Origin of the sequence: Planktothrix rubescens CCAP 1459/22 (assembly GCA_904830895.1) — a bacterium.
Classification (GTDB): domain Bacteria; phylum Cyanobacteriota; class Cyanobacteriia; order Cyanobacteriales; family Microcoleaceae; genus Planktothrix; species Planktothrix agardhii.
The window spans coordinates 1,224,055-1,249,210 of record LR882958.1 but is presented as its reverse complement, the minus strand read 5'-3'; the positions used below and the strand labels follow the sequence as shown (position 1 = coordinate 1,249,210).

General features: G+C 39.6%; 19 protein-coding genes and 1 pseudogene. 5 read left to right on the top strand and 15 right to left on the bottom strand.

The window, feature by feature from the left end:
• Positions 1 to 7: 7 nt before the first annotated feature.
• From proX to NMG86_RS05795, 12 genes are all read right to left on the bottom strand, one after another.
• Positions 8 to 1,948 (bottom strand): glycine betaine/L-proline ABC transporter substrate-binding protein ProX, encoded by a 1,941-nt coding sequence (gene proX, locus NMG86_RS05850; protein ID WP_081694454.1) that lies wholly within the window; start codon positions 1,946 to 1,948, stop codon positions 8 to 10.
• A 157-nt stretch (positions 1,949 to 2,105) separates the two neighbouring features.
• Positions 2,106 to 3,299 (bottom strand): quaternary amine ABC transporter ATP-binding protein, encoded by a 1,194-nt coding sequence (locus NMG86_RS05845; RefSeq protein ID WP_026794388.1) that lies wholly within the window; start codon positions 3,297 to 3,299, stop codon positions 2,106 to 2,108.
• 236 nt (positions 3,300 to 3,535) lie between these two features.
• A complete protein-coding gene (locus NMG86_RS05840) occupies positions 3,536 to 5,107 on the bottom strand; it encodes a mechanosensitive ion channel family protein (RefSeq protein WP_026797221.1) in 1,572 nt (523 codons plus the stop codon).
• Positions 5,108 to 5,205: 98 nt separating this feature from the next.
• A complete protein-coding gene (gene ovoA / locus NMG86_RS05835) occupies positions 5,206 to 6,537 on the bottom strand; it encodes a 5-histidylcysteine sulfoxide synthase (RefSeq protein ID WP_026797220.1) in 1,332 nt (443 codons plus the stop codon).
• 45 nt (positions 6,538 to 6,582) lie between these two features.
• Positions 6,583 to 7,707, bottom strand: a complete 1,125-nt coding sequence (locus NMG86_RS05830) for a mechanosensitive ion channel family protein (protein ID WP_026797219.1) — start codon at positions 7,705 to 7,707, stop codon at positions 6,583 to 6,585.
• Between the two features lie 140 nt (positions 7,708 to 7,847).
• Positions 7,848 to 8,039 carry a ribbon-helix-helix protein, CopG family gene (locus tag NMG86_RS05825; protein ID WP_043938667.1) on the bottom strand — a complete coding sequence of 64 codons (192 nt, stop codon included), beginning with the start codon at positions 8,037 to 8,039 and terminating at the stop codon, positions 7,848 to 7,850.
• 543 nt (positions 8,040 to 8,582) lie between these two features.
• Complete coding sequence (locus NMG86_RS05820; RefSeq protein ID WP_026789054.1) at positions 8,583 to 9,338, bottom strand: metallophosphoesterase family protein; 756 nt, start codon at positions 9,336 to 9,338, stop codon at positions 8,583 to 8,585.
• 45 nt (positions 9,339 to 9,383) lie between these two features.
• A complete protein-coding gene (locus NMG86_RS05815) occupies positions 9,384 to 10,127 on the bottom strand; it encodes a DUF1995 family protein (RefSeq protein ID WP_026797218.1) in 744 nt (247 codons plus the stop codon).
• Positions 10,128 to 10,179: 52 nt separating this feature from the next.
• Complete coding sequence (locus NMG86_RS05810; protein ID WP_026797217.1) at positions 10,180 to 10,734, bottom strand: hypothetical protein; 555 nt, start codon at positions 10,732 to 10,734, stop codon at positions 10,180 to 10,182.
• Complete coding sequence (locus NMG86_RS05805; protein WP_026797216.1) at positions 10,734 to 12,050, bottom strand: TRM11 family methyltransferase; 1,317 nt, start codon at positions 12,048 to 12,050, stop codon at positions 10,734 to 10,736. Before NMG86_RS05805 ends, NMG86_RS05810 begins: the two co-directional genes overlap by 1 nt.
• Before the next feature lie 32 nt (positions 12,051 to 12,082).
• The gene (locus NMG86_RS05800) at positions 12,083 to 13,258 is read right to left on the bottom strand and encodes a cysteine desulfurase family protein (RefSeq protein ID WP_026797215.1); all 1,176 of its coding nucleotides are present in this window, start codon (positions 13,256 to 13,258) and stop codon (positions 12,083 to 12,085) included.
• An 81-nt stretch (positions 13,259 to 13,339) separates the two neighbouring features.
• Positions 13,340 to 13,741, bottom strand: coding sequence for a DUF7682 family zinc-binding protein (locus tag NMG86_RS05795; RefSeq protein WP_026797214.1), 402 nt, complete (start codon positions 13,739 to 13,741; stop codon positions 13,340 to 13,342).
• Between the two features lie 562 nt (positions 13,742 to 14,303).
• On the opposite strand from NMG86_RS05795, the gene NMG86_RS05790 reads away from it, so the two are divergent.
• From NMG86_RS05790 to NMG86_RS05780, 3 genes are all read left to right on the top strand, one after another.
• On the top strand, positions 14,304 to 15,497 hold the full coding sequence (locus NMG86_RS05790; protein WP_244639577.1) for a DUF655 domain-containing protein: 1,194 nt from the start codon (positions 14,304 to 14,306) through the stop codon (positions 15,495 to 15,497).
• Between the two features lie 229 nt (positions 15,498 to 15,726).
• The gene (locus tag NMG86_RS05785; protein ID WP_026797212.1) at positions 15,727 to 16,821 is read left to right on the top strand and encodes a sensor histidine kinase; all 1,095 of its coding nucleotides are present in this window, start codon (positions 15,727 to 15,729) and stop codon (positions 16,819 to 16,821) included.
• A gap of 144 nt (positions 16,822 to 16,965) precedes the next feature.
• Positions 16,966 to 18,342, top strand: a complete 1,377-nt coding sequence (locus NMG86_RS05780; protein ID WP_026789049.1) for a cation:proton antiporter domain-containing protein — start codon at positions 16,966 to 16,968, stop codon at positions 18,340 to 18,342.
• A gap of 431 nt (positions 18,343 to 18,773) precedes the next feature.
• Here NMG86_RS05780 and NMG86_RS05775 read toward each other — a convergent pair whose 3' ends face one another.
• Positions 18,774 to 19,865: an ISAs1-like element ISPlr1 family transposase gene (locus tag NMG86_RS05775; RefSeq protein ID WP_087882301.1), complete on the bottom strand. Its 1,092-nt coding sequence runs from the start codon at positions 19,863 to 19,865 to the stop codon at positions 18,774 to 18,776.
• A 171-nt stretch (positions 19,866 to 20,036) separates the two neighbouring features.
• Between NMG86_RS05775 and NMG86_RS05770 the strand changes: the two genes are divergently transcribed.
• Positions 20,037 to 20,291 (top strand): type II toxin-antitoxin system Phd/YefM family antitoxin, encoded by a 255-nt coding sequence (locus NMG86_RS05770; RefSeq protein WP_026789048.1) that lies wholly within the window; start codon positions 20,037 to 20,039, stop codon positions 20,289 to 20,291.
• Between the two features lie 57 nt (positions 20,292 to 20,348).
• Here the strand turns inward: NMG86_RS05770 and recF are convergent, their stop codons facing one another.
• Entirely contained in the window at positions 20,349 to 21,506 is a 1,158-nt protein-coding gene (gene recF, locus NMG86_RS05765; protein ID WP_026797211.1) for a DNA replication/repair protein RecF, read from the bottom strand.
• A 233-nt stretch (positions 21,507 to 21,739) separates the two neighbouring features.
• Between recF and NMG86_RS05760 the strand changes: the two genes are divergently transcribed.
• Complete coding sequence (locus tag NMG86_RS05760; RefSeq protein ID WP_026789046.1) at positions 21,740 to 23,365, top strand: adenylate/guanylate cyclase domain-containing protein; 1,626 nt, start codon at positions 21,740 to 21,742, stop codon at positions 23,363 to 23,365.
• A gap of 102 nt (positions 23,366 to 23,467) precedes the next feature.
• On the opposite strand, the pseudogene NMG86_RS05755 reads toward NMG86_RS05760, so the two are convergent.
• Positions 23,468 to 24,527: pseudogene (locus tag NMG86_RS05755) on the bottom strand (glycosyltransferase family 4 protein).
• Between the last annotated feature and the right edge of the window lie 629 nt (positions 24,528 to 25,156).

The window sequence follows — 25,156 nt, the reverse complement described above, 5'->3', positions numbered from 1 at the left end:
AGAGATCTCAAGAGTTATTTGATTTTCCCATGGCTTGAGTAATCCGGTCAAGCAGAATTGCTAACAAAACAATTCCTAATCCCCCCACTGCGGCCATCCCCACATCCAAACGCCCCATTCCTTGTAATACAGTTAAACCAAGTCCGGGTACTGCAATCATGGAAGCAATTACCGACATTCCCAAAGCAAATAATACTGTTTGATTCACTCCTGCCAAAATTGTTGGTATGGCCAGAGGAATTTGCACTTCCCACAGGATTTGTCCAGGGGTTGAACCAAAAGCATAGGCCGCCTCCACAACATCTGCCGAGACTTGTCTAATACCCAAATTAGTAAACCGAATTAAGGGGGGAAGGGCATAGATAATCGTGGCAATTACCCCCGGAACTTCTCCAATCCCAAATAGCATCACCACGGGAACTAGATAGACAAAAGTTGGTAGGGTTTGCATGGCATCGAGCAGGGGTCTAAATGCTTGCTCAAAGCGATCGCTCCGGGCACAGGCCACACCCAAGGGAATGCCGACTATAATACAGAATATAACCGCCGTAACCACCAAGGCAAGGGTAACCATGGCGGCTTCCCACAGCCCAAGAAAACCAATCAAAGTTAGGGCAAGCAGGCTATAAATTCCTATACTTTGTCCGGCAATTTTCCAGGTCATCAGGCTAATTAAAAGTAAAGAAATCAGAGGGGGAATTGCCAGCAATAAACCGCGAATTTGTGTTAATACCCAACTGATAGGAATACGAATAGTCTGGAAAAAGGGACGAAAGTTATCTACCAGGAAATTAATGCCGCCTGTAATCCATTTATCTAAAGGAATGGTGTAAAGTTGGAAGGGATTTAGTAATATATTCAGTCCTTGTGGATTTTTGCTGTTAGTATTATTTCCTATATTTGAGGAATTTTCTACTAAATTATTACTGCTCTGATTTATTTGAGCTAACCAGCCATCAAAAACATCTTGATTTTGCTTAACCCATTCTTCGGCATGACGACGAATATCTTGGGGTTTATTTTCACCGTTTTTAATCCGATAGCTTTCCTGAATCATATCTTCATAAGGAATTTCAACCAGTTCCAAGAAATGTTTTACCGATGGATTTTTTGCCAAAAATTCCTTATTGGCAATCACTCGATATTTACCTTGAACCATCCCCAGATTTTTCCCATTTACAGATGTATCTTTGGCGGTAAGATTTTCAATATTAGAGGCAGTAAAAGGAACTTCTAACCAAATAACATCTTGACCGACTTTTAGCACCTGACCCAGCCAGAAAGGACTATGAGCATAGGAAAAAAACGGTTTTCCTTGTTTGTAACGAGTTAAGGCATCGGCAAGTAAGGCGGTATAATTTCCCTGATTGATTTCAACAGTATCGCGTAGTTTGTAAGCATCTAAATGATGCTTCATTTCTAACTCACAACTCCAACCGGGATCGCAACCTACTAGATCGGCTTTGCCATCTCCATCGCTATCAAATAACTGGGCAATTTTTGGATCTTGAAATTGTTGTAAGTTAGTAATCCCATATTTATCAGCAGTCTTTTTATCAATTTGATAGCCCTGTATAATCGGAAAAAGCAGACCCAATTTCTCCAACTTTTTTTCACCGCCAGCATTTTTATAAAATTCGTTATGTCCGGGGTCTCCAAAGACGGGAGCAATATCTAAATCACCATTAGCGATGGCGGTATAGAGGGCTGGATAGGCTACCGCCACCAGTGGGGCTGTTTTGTAGCCGAGTCTCCCCAACCCAATATTAACAATCTCAGTTTGAAAAAAATCCTCAATCCAATCACTTGTCCCTGAACGAATAGTAATAGCATTTCCGGGTAGAGCAGAATTTGTAGTTTGTGCGCCGGAGGAAAAACTGATTAAACCGATCAGAAATATAGTTGTCAGAACTAACAAAACTGATTTTTTTAGGCGTTGTTTGATCATCTTTATGAATTACGAATTACGAATTACGAATGGGGATAATATAGCAGTCCCCAAGGTAGCGGGAGCAGGGGAGGCAGGTAAACTCTTTCTATTGCCTATTGCCTATTGCCTATTGCCTATTGCCTGTTCCCTTCAATTGTAAATTATTACAATCTATTTAGGTGAACTTACTAATACTAGCAAGGACATCTGCCGATTCTAAAACTCCCTTAAACTTTCCGGTTTCATCAACCACAACTAGGCTTTGTTCGTTGCGGTAAAGGTGAAAAATATCTTCTAAAGGCACTGTGGATTTAACCTGGGAAAAGTTGGTTTGTATCAATTTATTGGTAATATTTTTAAGGTCTTGCTGAATTGCTAGATCAAGCTGTTCTGGATTAATAAAACCAATAGGTTCTTGATCAGAATTGAGTATATAGATGCGCTGGAGGTTTTGCTTCTGTATCTGTTTGAGTGTTCCTGGCTCCAAATCTTCACCAATAATTAAACAAATAGTTGGACGGGCAATGGTTCCTGCTTTGAGTATTTGCCCGCGATTAACATCTTGAATAAAATCACGGATATAGTCATTAGTTGGTTGATTTAACAGTTCTTTTGGTGTCCCAAGTTGAACAATCACCCCCTCTTTCATCACCGCAATTCGATCGCCTAATTTTAGGGCTTCTTGAGTATCGTGAGTAATAAAAACTATGGTTTTATTCAACTCTTTCTGAAGTCGTAATAATTCATTCTGCATCTCCCTGCGAGTTAAGGGATCGAGGGCACTAAACGGTTCATCCATCAGCAAAATCTCGGCATCCGTTGCCAAAGCACGAGCCAGCCCAACCCTTTGCTGCATTCCCCCACTCAAAGCAGAGGGTCGATAGTCTGCCCATTGAGCTAACCCCACGACTTCCAAGGCTTCCAAGGCTTTGTTCCGGCGTTGGGTTTTGCTCATCCCAAGTAACTTTAGTCCGTATTCTACGTTATCCGCGACGGTTCGATGGGGAAATAACCCAAAATGCTGAAATACCATTGATACTTTAGTAAGACGAATTTGACGAATTCGTTTTTCATCTATATAAGCAATATCCTCATCATCAATATAAATGTGTCCCCGGGTTGGTGTAATCAAACGATTAATACAACGAATAAGAGTCGATTTACCCGAACCGGACAAACCCATCACCACAAAAATTTCCCCTGGGTTAATGGTAAAAGATACATCGGCAATGCCGAGAACCTGACCTGTGGCTTGTAAGATAGCTTCTCGGTTGGCTCCCTGTGAAAACAGCTTCAGGGCGGCAGAGCAATTCTCTCCATAGATCTTGATCAGATGTTCGATGCGGATTTTGGGTTTAGGATCACTCATACTTTTTTGGTCAAAAAAATAAAGGGTTCTGGGTTTAATTGTGCAAATTATTAATTTTTTATTCCTGATAAATTTAGGATAAAATTACCGAGTTTGGATGCTGTTTTGGGTTAGCTAACGCCAATCTTTGTGATCTTTATGCAAGACTAGATTAGTGATTATGGTTTCTGTAAACGATCATACTACAAAATTGATCGCTACATTTTAAGATTTATAACATCCCCAATAATACCCAATTAATCTTCACTAATTTTAGGGTTAGCCGGAAGTAGAATCCCTTCTTGTAACAAGGTATCCATAAAATTCTTTCGCAAAATACGCTGAATCTGAAGATGTTTTCCGGGCTTGACTTTGGTTAATGTCCGTAACAATAAGTTAGACTCGCTCAGACTTTCTACGCCATCAATTTGTGTGAGTTCGAGTATATCTGTAGAATTGGCTTTTAACTGTTGTCCTACCTCCTCAATAACTTGATAAACATGAGCCAAATTAGAATCATAAGGGACGCTAACATCTACTACGGCAAAAATATATTGTTTGGAATAATTGGTAATTGAACCCATATCACCATTGCGAATAATTTGTAATTGACCATTAGGATGTCGGATGCGGGTTGTTCTCAATTCTATCGCCTCCACCGTACCCTCTACTTTCCCCGCTTCAATATAATCACCGACTAAATAGTAATTGTCAAACAGAATAAAAAAGCCACTGACGATATCATTAATTAGGGTCTGGGCTCCTAAACCCACAGCGATACCAACGATACCCGCACCTGCTAATATGGGAGTGGGATTAATATCAAGGGTATAAAGAATGAAAATTCCAACGGTAAAATACACTAAGTATTGCAATAAACTCTTAAACAAGGGAATTAGAGTTAAGCGTCTACTTCTTTGAATTTCCGTCAAATTCTGCTCTTTAAATACAACTTCTTCTACCAGTAAGTGGATGACTTCAGATAACACCTGACTCAAGAAAACTATGGCAATAATCTTAATAATTCGTAGACCAAAAGTAGAGAGTTGGGCGATTAATTGGATTTGTTGTGTTACTAATGTGGCAATGCAGACATAGATAACAAATTCCAGACACCGTTTTAATAATGGAATCAGGTGTTGGAGACGAGCATAAAATCGCAACAGGTTATCCGAGTTGGAGTATTTGAGAGTGAGAATATCGAGGGTATCGACAATGGTGGCGACGGCTTTTAGGATCAGTAATCCGACTGCAATAATTAGATAGATTCGCAGTGCGATATAGAGATATTCAGAAATGATTGCAGGTAATTTGAGAAATTGAGTACAGGAAATTATTACCCACAGCCATATTCCGCCTCGAACTCTTTGATAAAGGGCGGTAAAGAAAGCATCTATACTTTCATCGTCGGCGGTGCTTCTTTCAATGTTTTTGGCGCGAGTGCTGGCTATTTTTAGCCAATATTTCAGCAGTTTAAGGGCAATTATGGCTACAATAACCGCACCAATACTTTCAGCAATACCAATGCCAAAGGTAATCCAAAATCCTGGGGGAATACGGCTAATTAAATTGAGTGTATATTGTTGAATATTTTTACCTTGATATAGCAAAAAACTATTCGCACCGACAATTACAATACACAACACTAAGCCAATCAATACCAACAATCGGGTGATGTTTCGACGCAGATTTTTAAGTCGAGAATCGTCACTTTTAAATATTGAAAATTTAACTAATAGTTGGGATGAATTTCTAACTAACGCAATCAAGAATAGAAAAATAATGATCACTAGGCTGACTTCAGCCAAGATAATTAATATGTCGCTCATTTCGTTTTCAGAGTCAAGAGTTTAATAGACTATTTACTGATAACTGCTAACGGGTAAAGACGCGCCATGGCACGTCTCTACACTGATGACTGTATTAATTAAATATCTTGAACGATCCGAAAACCAGCGTGTTGATAGAAATTGGGACGAAACCAATTGCGGTAATATTTTAAAGATTCCGTGCCATTTGTTATCCAACATCCTCCTAACATCATTTGATGTTGGGTATCAAAAAAGATAGCAGAATTATCTTCATAAAGAAAATGGGGTTCATATCCTGAAAGGGGGTTTAAATTATCACTCAACCATTCCCAAACATTCCCCCGCAAATCATAAAGTCCAGAGGGACTTTTGGCGGTTTCTAACATTCCAACTGGACTCGGTGAACCAAATTTAAAATTCAGGTTATAATCGTCTACATCTTCTACCAAACCATTCCCATAAGTTGCTACATTGTACTCAGCTTCACTCATTAAACGAGTATCTTTACCTTGCCAACGACAATAAGCCATTGCTTCATAATAATTGACTTCCACAGGCCAATCTAAAGGTAAATCAATTTCATCAAACTGGGCGCGATATTTATAACTCCCATTTTGTGAGCTCCAAAATTTTGGATGTTGGATATTATTTTCAGTTTTCCATTGCCAAGATTTTTCATCCCAATACTCTTGATTTCCATAGCCACCCGCCTTAACAAAATCCAGAAATTCGCTATTGGTAATTAGATATTTACTAGCTAAAAAAGGTGCAACTTCAACGGTGCGTGACCCATAATCAATATCCCAACCATAGGTGGAATCATCAAAATCTTTACCAAGTTGGGCAATTCCCCCGGCAACTTTAAGCATTTCATTCTCTGGAATATAACTTTTAGAAGGTGCATATTTCCAGTTTGAGGGGCGTTTGACTCGCTCTAGGGGAAGCTGGCGAAATAACATCGAAGACGTCTCGACATGAATGCGCTGGTGTTCAATTCCCATGATTAAGGCCCACAGGGGAGAATCGGGAAGAATCGGCAGAGTAATCGGCGTTTTTTGAATTAATTCTGATAGGATTTTATAGGCTTGTTCTCGATATTCCCAAGCTGAGGAAACTTCTGGCCATTCCATGTGGGCGATCGCTTGATTTAACTCCTCTGGTATTTCGGGATCGACGCCAACTCCAAACAGAATTTCGTAGTCCTGATTCAGACATTTTTCTAATAATCCCACCTGAACTAATTTATTGATATAGAAAGATGGCGAATGTCCCAGATAAAAAATTAACGGATTTCTCAAAGGGTCGGGATTCAGATAAAATGTGTCTTCCCCGACTAAACTTTTTAGGAGCATATCTTCGAGTTGCCAAGCCTCCTGAAAATAATTAATCAGGGTTTGGCGATCGCAACAATTAAGTTGAGGAGGACAATTAGATACGAGAGTGTTCATAGTTAATGGGAATAAAGTTGGTTAGACTGAATAGGATTGCTAGATTTAATTGTTCGCAGCTTTCTGACTTTGTTTATAGTTTTCGGGATCGGTTCGCAGATCCACATACAAGAAATCAATCCCCTCTTGTTCTAGCATTTCTAATATAGCTAGGTTCAAATTTTTCTCGGCATCAACGTAGAGATTATTATCATTAACAAAGGCACCAATGTTAATCACACGGGCATTATTTTCAATCTTGCTAAACCGAACAATCATCTCTTTAGATAACCCCGGAATAGATGGAGGCATTTCTCGAATAGCATCGCAGATTCTGGCGGTTTGCTTGGCTGAAATACCATCAATTTTGAGGGTTAAACTAATACCCCACTTTAATTCCTCACCCGCATTTTGTGACCAATTTTCTACAATTCCAGTAATCATCCTGGAGTTGGGCATTTTCACAATTGAACCCCATTGATAGACATGGAGAGTTGTAGTTCTAAATCCAATACTCATGATCTGCACAAAACCCTGTAATCCTGAGACTGAAACCCAATCTCCTTCTCGATAGAGACCATCAGAATAGATAATAACTGTACAAAACCAGTCATAAACAATATCTTTCAACAGCAAACCCAAAGTAACCCCAGCACCCCCTAATAGACCCACGAGTGCCGCTGCTGATTGTCCTAAAAATATCTCACTGACTTTAATTGCGATGACGATAATTGCTGTCGATTGAAAAATCTTGGGCATCAATGGTCTGAGTAACTCATCGAGTTCGGTTTCAGTCCGCAGCACGACGTTAGCAATTAGCTGCCCGAAGATCGAAGCACTGCGATAAATCACATAAGCAACGATGAAAAAAACAATTAAGTTAAGAACTTTAGTAATTGCTTCGCTCAATTGTGGCCCAATGTTGGTCGCCAGAATCTCCTTCATTAGCAAAAATCCACCAATCAGAATCAGCCAACTTAAGGCGGGTTTGAGAATGGCAATTAATTCATCATCCAGTGTACTCTCGGTTTTTCGGGTTAAATACTCAATGCGTTTAATAATTGCTTCGATCAAAAATCGTCTGAATACCTGTGTTATTGTCAGGATCAGAATGACTAGAAGAATTTTGCCGACGGGGACACCTGAAACATCAATATTGATGTTTTTTAGGGTGTTTAACAATTGTTCCATAATTAGTTTGCTTCCCGATATATTGTTGACAGGTGATTGCCCAATATTCTGGAGGTAATCACCCTAGTGCTTCCCTTGTCGGAAAGCTTACCATGATTTAGAGAAAAGATTAGCTGATAACATAAAAAATTAACAAAAATTTACAACAACCTCGCACAAAGCCCACGCACTTCAGTCGTGGGATGTAGTGCGACCCCCTTTAGGGGTGTGAGGGTTTTAATGTAATCCCTAAGAACTTCAGCCATTGATAATCCTTCTGATTCAGCATGACTTTTGAGACGTTCATATTCTTTCTCGTTAACATTAAACTGAATTTTCTTTTCCCTTGACATACTCTATTTAAGACTCTATTATCAGAGTATAGCAAGGATGTTCCTCGCTTATCTGGTCAGATGTTCTGACCTCCTTAAAAACAAGTTGTCAATGGCGAGAAAAAGGCAACCACTGTGATTATCCCTGTTGACTACAGAAAGCTCCGAAAAATCTTGGCAGAGCCAAAGACTGTAATAGTCGTAGCCGTCAATTGGGACGAGGTACTTGGCATTCCTCAGAGTCTCGTACTCTCCTTTAATATTGCTGTGAAGCAATTCTGGAAACAGTAGGGGGCAACTCCATGAATACCGAGCAATCGGGGCTAGACAGGAGAATCCCACGCGGTTCACCCGTGGGAGTGTCAATTCTGCAACATCACTATAGCAATCCTAAATCAGTTGTAATATTTCCATCTATCTCGACCCCTCCCAACCCTCCCCTTAGTAAGGGGAGGGCTAGGGTGGGGTTCTATATTCTGATCGCAAATCATTTAAGATTGCTATAGCTCCTGGTTGCAGCTTTTAACACACGGATTCTTTTTCTAAAAACTTCTTGCCACATCTTTATGGTCTAACATAACCCAATCGGGCCAAGAAAGAGGGCGGTTTTAAATGGGTAACAGCCCGATTTAAAGGTAAAATCCGAATTTGATTATGGTGCATCACATTCACTTGATACACCTTTTTATTCGTAATATCTAATCCAGTTAACCAGCCACTTTTTGCGTGATAAACTCCCGTATCAATTCCTAACCATCCCTGACCTTGAACTAACTGTCCTGGTTCAATGCCATCAAAAGTAAAGGTAATGGTATGACCAATAATAATTAATTTATCAGCAAAATATGGTTTGGGGATATTATGAAATTCTCGCCGTATCCAACAAAATTCTTCCTCATTTTGTTCTTTAATTGACATTTTGGGATGCACCCCCGCATGAACTAGCCAAACATCCCCTAAATCTAAATATAGAGGTAAAGAAGCCATCCAATGCACGTCATCCCTGGGAATAATTCCTAAATCCTGATAACTGGTAATGGTCGTTAAACCGCCGCTATATAACCAAGCCTGCCAAGCTTGAGGATTTTTCCCTTCATCGGGCAACGCATTTAACATCAGTTGTTCATGGTTGCCCCGTAAACATTGATAGGGACTATTTTTGACAAAATTAACCACTTGGGCACTTTTAGGGCCACGATCAATTAAATCCCCTAAAAAATAGACCTGATCATTTGCATTAGGAGCAATACGATCTAATAGGGTCATTAACCCATCATAATGGCCATGTACATCACCAATAACAATGCGTCGAGTCAGCATTTTTTATTTAATTGCACACACATAAGGTGTTCTTCAAACTGGAAATTATCGACTTAAGGCGCGAATAAAACTCTGAAGTCCAGATAAAACACCTTTTTTGGGCCGTTGTACAGATTGTGTCACTGACGAGTCACCTCCGGGGGTCGCCTGTGCCAAAATCAGATCCAACTCATCGCCGACGGGTTTTGTCGGTTGTTCAGTGATTAACTGGTACTGTCCATCCACTTCTAACCAAACTTCCCACATTGAAGGATAACAACGCCTGAGTGCTGCACCTTCTAGGGACTTAAGGTAATAGCAAGATTCAATGGTCTTGATAAACCGTTCTCGCAACTGACGAGCAGCATATCCTATTCCTATAATAGCAATATCTTCTAGTTTTGGATTAAGTAAAATTACTGGGCGATCTCCGGCTAATTGAGACAATTTTTCCATCTGTGCCACTTCTATCGCAGAAGGAGATACCACTAAAAATTGCTGATCTTCGGGTTGTAAACGAGTTTCTACCGGAGAACGAGAAGTCCCTAAATCCGTGACTCGAAAAGAGGTTTCTCCCCAGTCCCGACGGGCTAAAGCGGCGGCTCCGGTATCGGGAAATAAGACGACTAATTGATTATCGGGTTTTTGAATAACGGGAATAAATTCTAGGGCTATAGATTGGGCTTCGAGTTCAATTTCAGGAAAAACTAATTCGATTTGAATTAATTTATAACCATCATCTAAAGCGGCTTTAGTTGCTTGTTTGGCTTGTTCAACGGCTGCTTCTAAACTGTTAGGTAGCTGCGACATAGGTATGATGTGACTATTAATTGTTTTGATTAAGTTGCTGTTGTTTGTTAATTCATCTTAAGTATAACCCTCTTAGGGCTTGTAACCAAGCTTGTAAATCAAAACCTGTTGTTTGAGATAAATACTCAAAGGTATCTTGCCCAGATAGCACTCTCCACCCTCCAACACTACAAGTATTGACAGCTTGAGGTAAACTATCAGTTCGCAAAATCAGTAAAACAGGTGTATATCCTCTATTCTTTAATCGTTCAGCGTGTCCTCTGAACTTTTTTAAAGTTCCTGAATCTCCTGATCCAATTCTATATTTTGTATCGATAGCATCAGTTCCGATCACTAAATCACATAATTCATCTTTTCCATCTCGGATAGCTGGGGAAAAGTCTGCACAACCTTGTCTGCAAACCTCAATAACCAGACGTTCCCAACATTTCCCTAACTCTCTCCCCCAATACTGTTTATTGAGATCTTTGATTTCTTGTGTTAAGCCAAAAACCATCATTAAATCATCTTCTCCCGACAATTTGTTTATAAATTTTTTGTCAGTGAATGATAGACTATACTTTTGTAAAATTGATTTAAGTTGGTCATCATCTATTGAATTAGACATTAATTTATTTTCTCCATAACAATAGTAGTATCATGTTTAATCGTCCCTGCCCAATCAACGTTTCTTGGAAGATTCAAACGTCGATTTTTCAACAGAAGATTAAAAGTGAATATTTGCTTAAAACCTAAGTCAAAAGCTATTTCTGACAAAAAATAAGCAACGGGTATCTCAACACCACAAATATTACTAACATCTCCCACGGAAAAGCAATAATATCCTCCTTGTTTTAATACCTGTAAACTCTGTAAAAAATGCTCTTTCATGTCCATAAAATATTGATAAACAACTCTGGATCTAAGTTGATTTTGACCCGAAGTTGCTTGATATTTTTTCCCAAAATAGATATCTTCGATCAACTGATCTAAATGCAAATAGCCAGTTTTTCCTAATTCTTTACACTCTTGCTTAGGTATTCGTTCAGTTCCGATTTCTTGAGAGTATAAATTTAAACGTTCTTGGTCATGACCTACTAAGCCCAACCAATGCAGTTCAAACTTAGAAGCCCAAACATAATCAATTGCATTAATATAGGGTGGAGAAGTAATAATTGCATCAACTTTTAAAGGTTCTGGAAGTTGTCGAGCATCTTGAGATGAGAGTTGTTGAATTTGAGCCCCAAATCTTTTTAAGAAAGGGTTCCATTCCACAAACGCTTCAATGGATTGTTTAACATAGTGTTGAAAATATTGAAATACATCTAAACGGGAACGATCAGGGATTTTCTCAATATGGGGACGTCTGGCTGCCAAAATCATCCCATCATTCATATTGGAAGTCTTTCTAACTGTAGAGGCAAACGCTAACCAGAGTAAGGGTTGAAGGGTAGATTTGGCTAAGAGGATATGTTCTCTTAAAATTTCCAAACCTTCTTGTACGGGTTGTTGGAACCAAAAATCTTTATTTGCAAAATTGATAGTTGATTCTGCAAACTTTTGGGTTGATGCTTTTTCAATAATTTGGGTTGTTGCTTCTAAAACATCTAGGGGTGAAAATACAGTGGTTTTGACCTGGCAAATTAAACGACTGAGAGGATGATAGTCCAACCAATAACCTGAAATCTGCTGTTGAATTGCTTCTAATAAAGTTGTACCTGATCCACAAAATGGATCAAGTACAGTAAAAGAAGGTGAAGCATATTTTTTGAGAAACCAACGGGGAATCTCAGGAATAAATTTGGCAGGTTGAAATCCTAAAGAGTAGATTTTCAGAGGTGGCTTTCTCTGAACGGTTATAAATTTTTCTGACTCCAGATTACAAGGAATTTCCCCTGCAATATGTGAATATGAAAAAAACTGTTGTTCAAGTGCATTAATCATACTCTTTAGAATTCTACAAACTTGATTTTAAGTTAAATACTCATGGCTAACAACTGATTTGGAATCAAACGCTTGAGGACTTGTTTCACAACCATTGCTGTCCAATCAATATCAGCTTCGGTGGTATCCCGTCCCAGGGTAAAACGAATCCCACCTAACGCGGTGATTTCGTCATATCCCATTGCCAATAAAATCGGACTGGGACTGAGTTTACCACTACTACAAGCCGAACCTGCACTAATGCCAATTCCGGCTAAATTCAGTTGACGGACTAGGGTTTTTCCCGTCAAGGTGGTGGGGTTGATGTGTTTTGGGGTAAGACAAAAACTAACATGATGGGGTAAACGATTTAAAGGATCGCCTATGGGTAATAAATACGGCACATCGGCTAATAAGTCAAATAGGCGATCGCGTAATCTAATTAACCGAGAGGTTTCTGTCACAATATCCTGGGCTGCTAATTGGCAAGCTAACCCAAATCCAGCCAGGATGGGAACAGCCTGTGTCCCTGAACGCAGTTGAAATTCCTGCCCCCCTCCGGCTAACAACGGAGTTAACCGTACCCCTTCCCGCACATATAAGGCTCCGGCTCCTTGGGGGCCATACAATTTATGACTGGACAGGGATAATAAATCAACGGGTAACTGCTGCATATCCAGGGGTAAACGTCCCGCCACCTGTACCGCATCGGTATGAAATAAAGCCCCGTGAGTATGGGCAATTTTGCCTAAAGTTTCAATGGGTTGCAGGGTTCCCACTTCGCTTTGGCCATAAATAATCGATACTAAAACCGTATTCGGTTGAATGGCCGCCTGTAAGTCCAGGGGGTGAATGCGTCCGCGACTATCCACGGGTAAGCGGGTAATTTGCCATCCCGACTGCTCTAGGAGTTTTGCGGGTTCAGAAATAGCCGAATGTTCCACCGCAGAAATAATCAGATGTTGGGGTTGGGAATATTGACGGGCGACCCCCATAATAGCTAGATTATCGGATTCGGTTCCCCCGGAGGTAAAAATAATTGATTCCGGTGGAGCGTTAATCAGATGGGCCACCTGTATTCTCGAGCGTTCTAAAATCATCGCGGCTCTGTTACCCCACTCATGAATACTAGAAGGATTTCCCCAATTTTGAGTCATCACCGTTTGCATAAGGGCGATAACTTCATCTGAGGGAGGAGTGGTAGCGCTATGATCGAGGTAAATTTGCATAAATTTTTATCAATCAAAAGTTGAGTTTTATTTTCCGCAAGCACAATTAAAAATCGTTAAAATTGAAGGTGTTTAAGTTAATTAATCTCCTGGTTTACAAACGTTATAATCTTCATGGGAAAGGACTTTTTGAGGAACGAGTAAATTACCGCTATCTTGACAAAGCATTCGATAATTTCGGGTTACGGGAATACTGATAATAAAACGATTATGGCGCAGTCGCTTCCCTCCAAAGTCTCGATAATTTTTTTGGTCATTTAAGCCCGCTAAAATAGTCCTGGCCTTAATCACAACATAATCGGGTAAGCCTCTGAGATCAATGATATCCTGAGTAAAGGAGGCTTCCCATTCTAGTTTTTTGGTTCGTTTGTCCTCTATAGCCTGACTGTGGGAATCCTGTGTCACCTCTTGTTGATTACAACGATGACAGATTTTCCCATATCCTTTATGGCCACAGGGAAATGTCCTCTTTCGTTTTGGCATAGCACAGCAGTGAGGGTGATTACCCGCGCCTACAAGCTCTGAGCAAGTGCTTACGGCGCTGACAGACTGTTACATCTTTTTCCGTCGGTGACTTGGCAGAAATTAAGTTAATCTCGTCCTATTAATAGATTACCTGAATCATGAAGCTAGGCAATGGTTAATAGGCAATGGGTTTTAGAAAAATGGGCAATGGACAATAGTTGTTTATTTTTTGATTGTTATCTAAAATCTCGGTTAAAAATCAATGTCCCCGAATTGAGTTTAAGGTCTATTCTGATAAGTAGTTACACAAAATAAATTACCTAGTTGAGAGAGGGAACACCGGAACAGCCCCGCCAAACCCCCCGTGCACGGGGGGCTAGGGGGGGAGAGAACAGGGTGGAGGATGTGTAATTAATTTTGTTTAGGTACTTATTACAATCATTAGTTAATATAACAGAAAAGCCCCGATTTTTTTATGGTCGTGCGTCAACTTGTCAAGATATCTTTGCAGATCAGTTTAACTCTATAGTTACCTGAACAAGAACAGAATCGATATCAAGAATTTATCTTACTAGCTGATTTGAACCAAGATGGAAAAGTTAGCCCGGAGGAAAGTCAACAACGGGATGCTTTAATTATCTTAGAAAAGGCTGGGATTCCGATTATTGATGATACTGAAAATGGTTCTAAAGGTACGGGGTTAATGCACCATAAATTTATGGTAGTAGACAAAAAAAATTTAATTGTAACTTCTGCTAACTGGACAACCAGCGATGTTCATGGAGATTTTCAAACCATAGAAAGTCTAGGAAATGCCAATAATTTATTAAAAATTGAAAGTTCAAAATTAGCAAAACTATTTTCCGAAGAATTTAACTTAATGTGGGGGGATGGAGTTGGCAAAAAAAAGGATAGTCTATTTGGGATTGAAAAAACTTTTCGCGGGGTGCAGAATATTTCAGTTGGTAATACTCCGGTAAAAGTTCAATTTTCTCCTACTTCTCAAAAACAACCTTGGCAAAATAGCACTAATGGTTTAATTAATCAAAAATTACTGAGAATTAATCAATCCTTTGATTTCGCTTTATTTGTTTTTTCCGCCCAAGATATTGTTAATACTTTAGAAAGAAAACATCAAAATAACGTCTCAATTCGGGGATTAATTGATCCGAGTTTTGCCTATCGTTTCTATAGTGAAGGTTTGGATATGATGGGAATTTCTTTAGTTAATAAGTGTCGTTATGAATCGGGAAATAATCCTTGGAAACAGCCGATTTCAACCGTAGGAATTCCTAATTTACCAGAGGGCGATCGCCTACATCATAAATTTGGAATTATTGATGGTAAAATTGTAATTACAGGTTCCCATAATTGGACAGAAGCCGCTAATACCCAAAATGATGAAACTCTAATTGTAGTAGAAAATCCAACAGTTGCGTCTCATTTTCAGCGAGAATTTGAACGTTTATATCAAAATTCCGCCCTAGGGATTCCCAATTGGCTATTAACAAAAATCGAAAAAGATTTAAAAGCCTGTGGCGATTCTGTTGTCTCTCAAACCCCTTCTGCAAAAGCAAATCTAACTACTAAAATCAATCTCAATACTGCTACTCAAGAGGAGTTACAAACCTTACCCGGAGTCGGGGAAAAGTTAGCTAAAAATATTATAGCAGCTAGACAGAAAAAACCCTTTACTTCCCTAGAAGATTTAGATCAGGTATCTGGTTTTGGGCCAAAATTATTAGAGAAAATTAGCGATCGCGTTATTTGGTAAACTAGAATGGGCAATAGTCAACAGTTATTACTGTACAGCTACCAATTAAGATGTTTGACAATACTAAACCTTGTAAAAAGGGATAACCTACTGTTTGCTTGTTCCCTGTTCCCTCCCCCCCTAGCCCTCCGTTCACGGGGGGTTTGGGGGGCTGTTCCCTAGCTGGGTTTATTTGTGATTGAGGTGGTTAACAAAGATTTAATAAAGCCCTGAAGGGCTTACTACTGATATGAATAAAATTGGTTTGCGAGGGCGTTTATTTTTATCCCATTTGTTAGTAATGTTAATTGGGGTAACATCCTTAGTAATTATTGGAAAAATATATTCTCCTAGGTTTTTCGTCAGTAATTTAGAACAACTCGAAGGCCCAGGATTTCGGTTACAATATATTAGAACTCGTCTGGTCAAAGGCTTTGAAATAGCCTGGAACCGTAGCACCTTTTGGTCAGTTTTAGCCGGAACAACTGCCGCCGTCGGACTCAGTTATTGGTTAACTAAACGTATTACTAAACCCCTCACCGAAATGGAAGAAATTACCCAGAAATTTGCTTCTGGGGAATGGTCAGAACGAATGTCTCCTAATGATATTCCCGAATTAAATCAATTAGCTATGAGTTTCAATCAAATGGCGGCTAGTTTACAAAATGTTGAAAAAGGTAGACGGGAATTGATTGGTGATTTAACCCACGAATTAAGAACTCCTTTAACTATTGTTAGAGGGTATTTAGAAGAAATAGCCGACGGAAATATTGCCCCTTCCCCAGAAATTTATCAACAATTAGCTAAAGAAACAAAACGTTTAGAAAGGTTAGTGAATAACTTACAGGAACTCTCGAAAGTCGAATCCGGTTATTTACCCATCCATCAAAAACCCGTTAATTTATATCCTTTATTAGTATCATTAGTACAAAAGTTTTCCGATCAAATCTTAGAAGATGGGCCGATTATTCAGTTGGAATCCTCACCGGATTTACCTTTAGTTTTAGCCGATTTAGATCGAACTGAACAGATTTTAGTTAACTTATTAGGAAATGCAATTTGTTATACAGAAACCGGAACCATTACTGTTAAAATAGGTTATGACTTAAACTTTTTGTGGATTGGGGTTATTGATACCGGAATTGGCATTTCTCCCGAAGATTTACCCCATGTTTTTGAACGGTTTTGGCGAGCCGACCGTTCCCGTTCTCGACATTCCGGGGGAACCGGAATTGGATTAGCTATCACCCGTCGCTTAGTGGAATTACAGGGCGGAAAAATTACGGTTTCCAGTAATTTAGGACAAGGTAGTATTTTTAGATTTTCACTTCCTTTGGCTAAATAATCCTTAACATTTAGAGTTTAAACGGGTATATATTGATTTTTCCCCTCCCCCTTTCTTAATATCCCTATTTTCGCTAAAGTGATTGGGTTGATTTATCTGGAGCTAACTGTGGATCTAGTTACAGGATTTTTATCGCTAGACTCTATATTCTCAAGCTGGGGATTAAATTTCTTCCCAATTTTGGGGACAGCAACGGAAGCCCATCCTGCCGTTGAAGCCGAATCAACCATGGTACTCCTAGGAGTTATGCTCAGTTTAGTGGCTATTTTTGTAGCCAGTAAAGCGGGGGGAGAATTTGCCAATTGGTTAGGGTTTCCTCCCGTGCTTGGAGAACTACTTGGAGGCGTAATTATTGGGGTTTCTGCCCTGAATTTAGTGATTTTTCCAGAAGGCGGTATTGATAGTTCTCACTCCGTAATTATCAGTATTCTGGAAAAAACCGCCGGGTTAAGTCCAGATGCCGCAGAAGCGACTTTTAAAAGTCAAAGCGAAGTTTTAGAGATTTTATCGGAACTGGGTGTGATTGTTCTGTTGTTTGAAATTGGTCTGGAATCCAATGTTGAACAACTTCTTGCTGTTGGAATTCAAGCTTTTGTTGTCGCTTCTTTGGGGGTTGTGGTTCCCTTTGTGGCGGGAACAGCCGGATTAATGATTGTTTTCCATGTTCCTGTAATTCCGGCGGTTTTCGCGGGTGCAGCATTGACCGCTACCAGTATCGGAATTACCTCTAGGGTGCTATCAGAAATTGGTTGTTTATCTACCCAAGAAGGTCAAATTATCTTGGGTGCGGCCGTGATTGATGATGTCTTAGGAATTTTGATTTTAGCGGTGGTTGCCAGTTTAGCTAAAACCGGAGAAATTGATGTAACTAATATCATCTATTTGATTATTAGTGCCACCGTTTTTATTGTCGGTGCAATTGTTTTAGGGAAGTTTTTTAACGGGACTTTTGTGGCCTTGGCTTCCCAATTTAAAACCCGGGGTCGGGTTGTAGTACCTGCCCTAACTTTAGCGTTGATTTTAGCCTATATTGGCGGCGCGATTCACCTGGAAGCAATTTTAGGGGCATTTGCAGCCGGGTTAGTGTTAGATGAAACTGAACCCGGTAGGGAGTTAGAAGAACTAATTAAACCCATTGCAGATGTAATTGTTCCGGTATTTTTTGTGGCGGTGGGGGCAAAAACAAATTTAGGGGTTTTGAACCCAGCAGTCCCTGAAAATCGGGAAGGGTTAATTATTGCTACCTTTTTGATTGTGGTGGCTATTGTGGGCAAAATTGCCGCTGGTTGGGGGGTATTTGGTTTGGATAATCCCAACCGTCTTGGAATTGGTGTCGGGATGATTCCGCGAGGAGAAGTGGGATTAGTATTCGCGGCTGTTGGTTCGGCTAGTGGTGCATTATCTCCCGCGTTGGATGTGGCAATTATTCTGATGGTAATTATCACAACTTTCTTAGCGCCTCCTTTACTGCGAATTGTGTTTAAAACCGACACTCCGCCGCCATTATCCGAAACAACTTAAGGTAATTAAAGATGGTTTTATGGGGTGAAGTTGGGTAAGAAAACGAGGAAGCAGTGCGAGCGTCCTCGCTTGCTAGATATCAACATCTCAATATATGTTATCTTTAAGGAAAATAGCAGTCTAATAAGTACCTAAACAAAATTAATTACACATCCTCCACCCTGTTCCCTCCCCCCCTAGCCCCCCGTGCACGGGCAGGGCTGTTTCATGTTTGAAAATTATAGCCTACTTTTGGGTCATAATTCTCAAACATGATAGCTATTTTCCGAATAATTAATATTTCATATAATTGCTATATTAATATTAATTATAGGAGGTATTATCTAAGCAGCATAAATATTCTTATTCCCTATGGAGTAAGACTTACATTCCCGATTTTTATCTATTTTTCCTAAATTAATCGCTCTATTTTTTCATTTTTAACTTTGGGATTAAGAGATAGCCAGTAATTTCTCCCAATGATTTCCTAACCACCTTCTTCCCTCTGTTATTGACAAAAATCCTAAACCTCTGAAAATATTCAATCCTAGGGTGTTGAGCAGTGCCCAATTAGTCGCGGCTTGTACTTGATGAATTTTCATACTATCCTCTTTAAATAACACATCTTTTACCCAATGAACTTGATTCTCAATCCCCCAATGCCCTTTAATTTTTTTGGAAAAAAAATCCGCCTTTTCCCAGATACTACTTATATAATAAACCGTTTCTCTATAAGGCTTTTTTCCTCTGTATCCCCACCTTTCTACCTGAATTATACTTTGAATATGTTCCCAAGGGCTTTCAATTTTTATCGAATTTTTAAACACTGATACCCGACGAGTTATTTCTCGTCCATGACCCCTCTCTTTTTGAGTATCTATACTTTCAGCTTTCGTCGTTTTTGTAATTTTTTCAATTTGATTATACAGTTTGATTTGATTCTTTTTAACCGCGATTAAATAATCGTTTTCACTCTCGATAATCTTTCGGACTGTGGTGACATTACAATGTAACGCATCCGCAGTTATTAACTTTCCTTTTAGACCACATTCTTCTATTATCCCTTGGGCTACAGCTTGTTCTGAACCGGTTTTACTCTCGAACTTTTCCGTCGCTAATACTAATCCGGTTTCTTGACTAAATAGAGATACCATTATTACCATGTTTTGCTGCTGATTGCCTGGGTCTTTTACCGTACTTCTTAAACTTTTTCCATCTATTGCTAATCCCTCTATTCCCTTTAATTTAGGAGAATTCTCTCTTGACCATTCTTTTACTATTTTGCTTAAATCCTTCTCGTCTACTCCTCTCATCACCCTCCTTATTGTTGAATAAGATGGCATTCCTTGGCTATAGATATTGAATGTTCTTTTCAGGATAACTTCGTTGGCTTTGACAAAATATTCCATCTCTCGATATCCTTGATGCCCTAACATCACCCCTAAAACTACTACTAATAGCACTTCCCATAAACTATACCTTTTTCCCTGATTTTTTCGGAAATCCTTGACTTCTTTTAAATTTTCTATTAAACTTGTTAGCATCTTTATTTTAGAAAAAAATGGTGATCGCTCTCCATTTTATCAGGTGGCGATCGCTCTTTCTTTACTCTTTTTCACCTGACTTTGAAACAGCCCTGCGTGCACGGGGGGTTTGGGGGGGCTGTTCCCTCTCTCAACTAGGTAATTTATTTTGTGTAACTACTTAGCTAAAAAATGAAAGCAATTACAAGTAACCAAGCCAAACAAAAATTAGATGAAATCATTGATAGAGTGATCCTTGATGCGGAGCCGACTATCTTATGTAATGATCAAGGTAAACAAGCTGTTTTAATGTCTTTAGATGAATTTAACTCTTGGCAAGAAACACTATATTTATTATCAAATCCAGCCAATGCAGAACACCTATTAGAATCAATTAAACAAGCCGAATCAGGTAAAAAATCCGTTAGACAATTAGTTGATGCGTAAGTTATAACTATAGCAAGATTCCCGATTCGTAATTCGTAATTCCCAATTCGTAATTCCCTAATATATAAACGGACTAATCTCCCCAGCTTTAACATTTAAAATTTGAGTATGTTTTAACCATTGAGCATCAAAAGCACCTAAATGAGTAGTTGTAATTAAAGTTTGAAATCGGTCTTGAATCGCATCTAAAAGTTGATTTTGTCGGTTTATATCTAATTCAGCTAAAACATCGTCTAAAAGCAGTAAAGGCGGTTCCTTAACTACTTCTTCAATTAGTTGTAATTCCGCTAATTTTAGGGCTAAAACTAAAGTCCGTTGTTGACCCGATGACCCATAACTTCGGGCTGGAGTTTGATTGATACTAAAAATCACATCATCTCGATGGGGCCCCACTAAGGAAATTCCTTGTTGTTTTTCAGCGATCGCCCTGGTTCTAATTTTATCAAAAAAAGCCTGTTGAATTTTTTCTGGTGGAGTTATTGATAAACTGTAATTTGGTAACTCTAAATTAACATTAGGTTGATAAATTATATCCAATAATTCCGTATTTCCACTAATAGATTCATGCCAAATTTTAGCCAGAGGGACTAAACGTTCTAAAACGCGATCGCGACGGCGGATAACCCTAGTTCCAGCTACAGCTAATTGAACATTCCAGAGTTCTAATTCCTCTTGTTTATGGTGAATTTCTGATGTTTCTGGATTTTGTTTAATTTGTTTTAATAGAGCATTTCTTTGGCGTAAAACTTGATTATATTGTTGTAAAATATAAGCATAAATTGGTTCTAACTGCACTAATAAACGATCTAACCAATTGCGCCGATATTCGGGACTACCCCGGACTAATTCTAAATCTAAACTAGAAAACTGTACTACATTTAAGACACTCAAAAAATCTAACTGTCGGCGCAGGGATTCCCCATTTAAACAAACAGTTCTCCCCCCTTGGGAACGCAAAGTAATCCCTAAATCTAATGTGCCTAAATCCCGTTTTAAAGTAGCTGTAATTTGTGCGGTAGGTTGGGTATCAAAAATCAAATCCCGATCTCGACTAACTCGATGACTTTTGAGGGTAGAAAGTAATTCAACTGCTTCTAATAAATTAGATTTCCCTTGGGCATTATTTCCTAATAAAATTGTTTTAGGAGCTTCAAATATAACTTTTTGATCGGCATAATTGCGAAACTGTCGTAGATATAATAATTTCAAATACATGGCAAGAGGGAATAGGTAATTACGAATTACAAATTACGAATTACTTTACCATAGTATCTAATGAAGTTTTGAGTTGTTACCCAATGCTAATTCGGTGCTACGATGCTATAAACTAGATAAATCGGTGAATTGGGGTTACACTGGAAGGGGGAAGGGATGGAAACCGTAGAAATCACCGATACGGACGCGCCATCGCACGTCCCTACTGATAACTAATTACTGATAAGAGGACAGTGCCATATTTAATTTATAATCCCGATACAACCGGGGCTATGACCTTTAACCTACAGTTCGGTGTAAATACCATCGGACGGGGGCGGGATAACACAATTTGTTTAGCAGATGTGAGTCTTTCTCGTCATCACGCTCGCATTGATGTCAGCGAGGGAAAAAACACGATTACCGATATGCAGAGTAGTAATCATACCTTTGTGAATGAGGTGATAATTGAACACGCGAATCTCAAATCTGGAGATTTAATTCGTTGTGGTCGTGTAGTGTTTAAATTTATGAATGTTTCCCTCACACCCTCTTTAAAATCGGAGGCTGAAAATCATCAAACCTCGGTTATTCACGAATTTGCTACCGATAATAGTTATACCATTATTCAAGATTTATTAGGAACTTCTCAAGCCATAAATTCAGTTTTAAATATTCGACAACAAGATGCTAATTTAAGAATTGTTGATAAGTTAAAAATTTTATTAGAAGTTAGTAAAGAGTTATCTTCTCCGAATGAACCCAATAAACTCTTAGATAAAATTTTAGATCTATTATTTCAAATAATGAATCTGGATCGGGCGGCGATTTTGTTAGTTAATCCTAAAACCAATAACTTAGAAAATAAGGCGGTTAAATTTCGGGAGGAACCCCTCGCCGATGAACATTTTTATAGTAAAAAAATTACCAATATTGTTAGAGAAACAGGAAATGCCGTATTAATAGATAATGCTCAAGCCGATGAGCGATTTGAGGGGTCTGAGTCGATTCTGTGTCAAGCCATTCATGCCTCGATGTGTGCGCCCTTAAAGTTACGGGATATTGTGATTGGGGTTTTGTATGTGGATAATTTATCTTTATCTAATCTTTATTCTCCCGAAGATGTAGAATTTTTAGCCGCCTTAGCCAATCAAGCCGCGATCGCGATTGACAATGCCGAACTCTATAAAAAAATGCAGGAAGAAGCCGTAATTAGAAATAAATTAGAACGGTTTTTTCCTCCAGCAGTGAGTCGAAAACTTCGGGAAGAAGGAAAATTTGATGCCATTGTAGAAAGTGAAGTTACCGCCCTATTTTCTGATATTACTAGATTTACAGAAATGTCTTCTCGAATGCAGCCTCGTCAAGTTATTTCTATGTTAAATGAATATTTTAAACTGATGGTGGAGGAAATTGTTTTTCCCTTTGAAGGAACCTTAGAAAAATACATTGGGGATGCTTTAGTTGCGGTTTGGGGATCTCCCTATTCCCGCCATGATGATGTGGATCGAGCGGTGCGAGCCGCCATTGAAATGCAGTGGACGGTAGATAGAATGAATCAAAAATGGAAACAGCGTTATGGAGAACCAATTTATATTCATATTGGACTGAATACCGGACAGGTAGCTGCGGGAAATATTGGTTCAGAAAAACTGATTCAATATACCCATACTGGTGATACCATGAATGTAGCTAGTAGGATTTGTTCAGCAGCTAATAAAAATGAAATTTTAATTTCTCAATCAACTTTTGATCAGTTAAAAGATCGGAGTTTGCCTTTAGAAACAATACCTCCTGTTATTGTTAAAGGGAAAACCGAACCCCTGCAACTTTATCGTTTACATTGGCAAGAAGTTCAATCAACTGCTCTTTCTTTTTGAATTAAATAATTAAGAAACCCCTGAAGGGGTTACTACTTTATCTTTTTGAATTCAATAATTAAATAAATAATTAAGAAACCCCTTCAGGGGTGACTACGGTTGTTATAATCTGGCTCGTTTTAAGGCTTGCCAACTGGTGTATCCTAATAATCCAGTTGCACCCATAGCATAGGCTAAACCACTGGGTATTCCCGAAAAAGCCAGGGCTAAACTTCCTACCCAAAGGGTTAAAGAATAGATAAATAATACCGTTCTCCGTTGGGATAAACCCGCGTCTAAAAGTCGATGATGCAGGTGGCGTTTATCCGCAGTAAAGGGGGATTTACCATGGCGAATTCGATCTAAAATCACCGCCGACATATCTAAAATCGGAACCGCTAGAATCATATATGGGAGAATCACCGAGGTTACAGCCGTTACTTTGACTAAACCAATCACCCCAACCCCAGCTAGGGTAAATCCCATGAAATAGGAACCCCCATCCCCCATAAAAATCTGGGCGGGATTAAAGTTATACCTGAGAAATCCTAGGGAACTTCCCGCTAAGGCTGCTGCAATTAAAGCCGCGGCGGGTTGATTCATAAATAAACTGACAATCAACATGACCACGGCGGCAATACCACAAACCCCCGCCGCCAGTCCGTCTAAACCATCAATCCAATTAATCGCATTGGTCATCCCCACTAACCAAATAACCGTGATAGGTAAACTCAACCATCCAATGTGAACTAGACCCAAATTCGGAATCGTTAAAAAGTCAATTCGGACACCTACCCACCAAGCCAGACTCGCGACCCCGGTTTGTAGGATTAGGCGAGTCACAGGGGATAGGTTAAATAAATCATCCGCCAGACCAATCAGAAAAAAGGCAATACCCCCAAGGGTCACGCCCCAAATTTCATATTCATCCTGGGGGCTTAGGGGTTTTCCGGTGGCATCAATAAAGCCACCTGACCCCCAAACAAATAACAGAGCAATTAAGGCGCCAGCAAAGATGGAAACGCCACCTAAGCGCACCATTGGTTGTTGATGAACTTTTCGATCATTGGGCAAATCAACCCTTCCCGAAACGGATGGCGATTTTCTTAACAATCGGGGTACTCCAGATCACAACTAGAGCCGAAATTAAAAAAGCGAGTAGGTGGTACAGATGGTGGGGCATCTGAGGTTACAGGTGCAAGAAGTTCTTTGGGTGTCAGCCAGAGTTTACTACATTTGGGAACCTTTCTGACAAAAAGAAATCTCGGCGATTGAAATCGCTGCTAAACAAACGATGTCCGCCTGCGCGGACAAATAACGTCCACAGCATCCAAATCTTCAACCCGCATCGGCGGGTTTTGCTTGTGTAGCTGCGGTTTCAACCGCCGGGTAATTAAAAACCGTAGCTAAACAAACGATGTCCGCCTGCGCGGACAAATAACGTCCACAGCATCCAAATCTTCAACCCGCATCGGCGGGTTTTGCTTGTGTAGCTGCGGTTTCAACCGCCGGGTAATTAAAAACCGTAGCTAAACAAACGATGTCCGCCTGCGCGGACAAATAACGTCCACAGCATCCAAATCTTCAACCCGCATCGGCGGGTTTTGTTTGTGTAGCTGCGGTTTCAACCGCCGGGTAATTAAAAACCGTAGCTAAACAAACGATGTCTGCCTGCGCGGACAAATAACGTCCACAGCATCCAAATCTTCAACCCGCATCGGCGGGTTTTGCTTGTGTAGCTGCGGTTTCAACCGCCGGGTAATTAAAAACCGTAGCTAAACAAACGATGTCCGCCTGCGCGGACAAATAACG

Excerpts from the sequence above, each read along its gene's own strand:
- proX (WP_081694454.1), bottom strand. The coding sequence starts at position 1,948 with ATGATCAAACAACGCCTAAAAAAATCAGTTTTGTTAGTTCTGACAACT.
- NMG86_RS05845 (WP_026794388.1), bottom strand. The coding sequence starts at position 3,299 with ATGAGTGATCCTAAACCCAAAATCCGCATCGAACATCTGATCAAGATC.
- NMG86_RS05840 (WP_026797221.1), bottom strand. The coding sequence starts at position 5,107 with ATGAGCGACATATTAATTATCTTGGCTGAAGTCAGCCTAGTGATCATT.
- ovoA (WP_026797220.1), bottom strand. The coding sequence starts at position 6,537 with ATGAACACTCTCGTATCTAATTGTCCTCCTCAACTTAATTGTTGCGAT.
- NMG86_RS05830 (WP_026797219.1), bottom strand. The coding sequence starts at position 7,707 with ATGGAACAATTGTTAAACACCCTAAAAAACATCAATATTGATGTTTCA.
- NMG86_RS05825 (WP_043938667.1), bottom strand. The coding sequence starts at position 8,039 with ATGTCAAGGGAAAAGAAAATTCAGTTTAATGTTAACGAGAAAGAATAT.
- NMG86_RS05820 (WP_026789054.1), bottom strand. The coding sequence starts at position 9,338 with ATGCTGACTCGACGCATTGTTATTGGTGATGTACATGGCCATTATGAT.
- NMG86_RS05815 (WP_026797218.1), bottom strand. The coding sequence starts at position 10,127 with ATGTCGCAGCTACCTAACAGTTTAGAAGCAGCCGTTGAACAAGCCAAA.
- NMG86_RS05810 (WP_026797217.1), bottom strand. The coding sequence starts at position 10,734 with ATGTCTAATTCAATAGATGATGACCAACTTAAATCAATTTTACAAAAG.
- NMG86_RS05805 (WP_026797216.1), bottom strand. The coding sequence starts at position 12,050 with ATGATTAATGCACTTGAACAACAGTTTTTTTCATATTCACATATTGCA.
- NMG86_RS05800 (WP_026797215.1), bottom strand. The coding sequence starts at position 13,258 with ATGCAAATTTACCTCGATCATAGCGCTACCACTCCTCCCTCAGATGAA.
- NMG86_RS05795 (WP_026797214.1), bottom strand. The coding sequence starts at position 13,741 with ATGCCAAAACGAAAGAGGACATTTCCCTGTGGCCATAAAGGATATGGG.
- NMG86_RS05785 (WP_026797212.1), top strand. The coding sequence starts at position 15,727 with ATGAATAAAATTGGTTTGCGAGGGCGTTTATTTTTATCCCATTTGTTA.
- NMG86_RS05775 (WP_087882301.1), bottom strand. The coding sequence starts at position 19,865 with ATGCTAACAAGTTTAATAGAAAATTTAAAAGAAGTCAAGGATTTCCGA.
- NMG86_RS05770 (WP_026789048.1), top strand. The coding sequence starts at position 20,037 with ATGAAAGCAATTACAAGTAACCAAGCCAAACAAAAATTAGATGAAATC.
- recF (WP_026797211.1), bottom strand. The coding sequence starts at position 21,506 with ATGTATTTGAAATTATTATATCTACGACAGTTTCGCAATTATGCCGAT.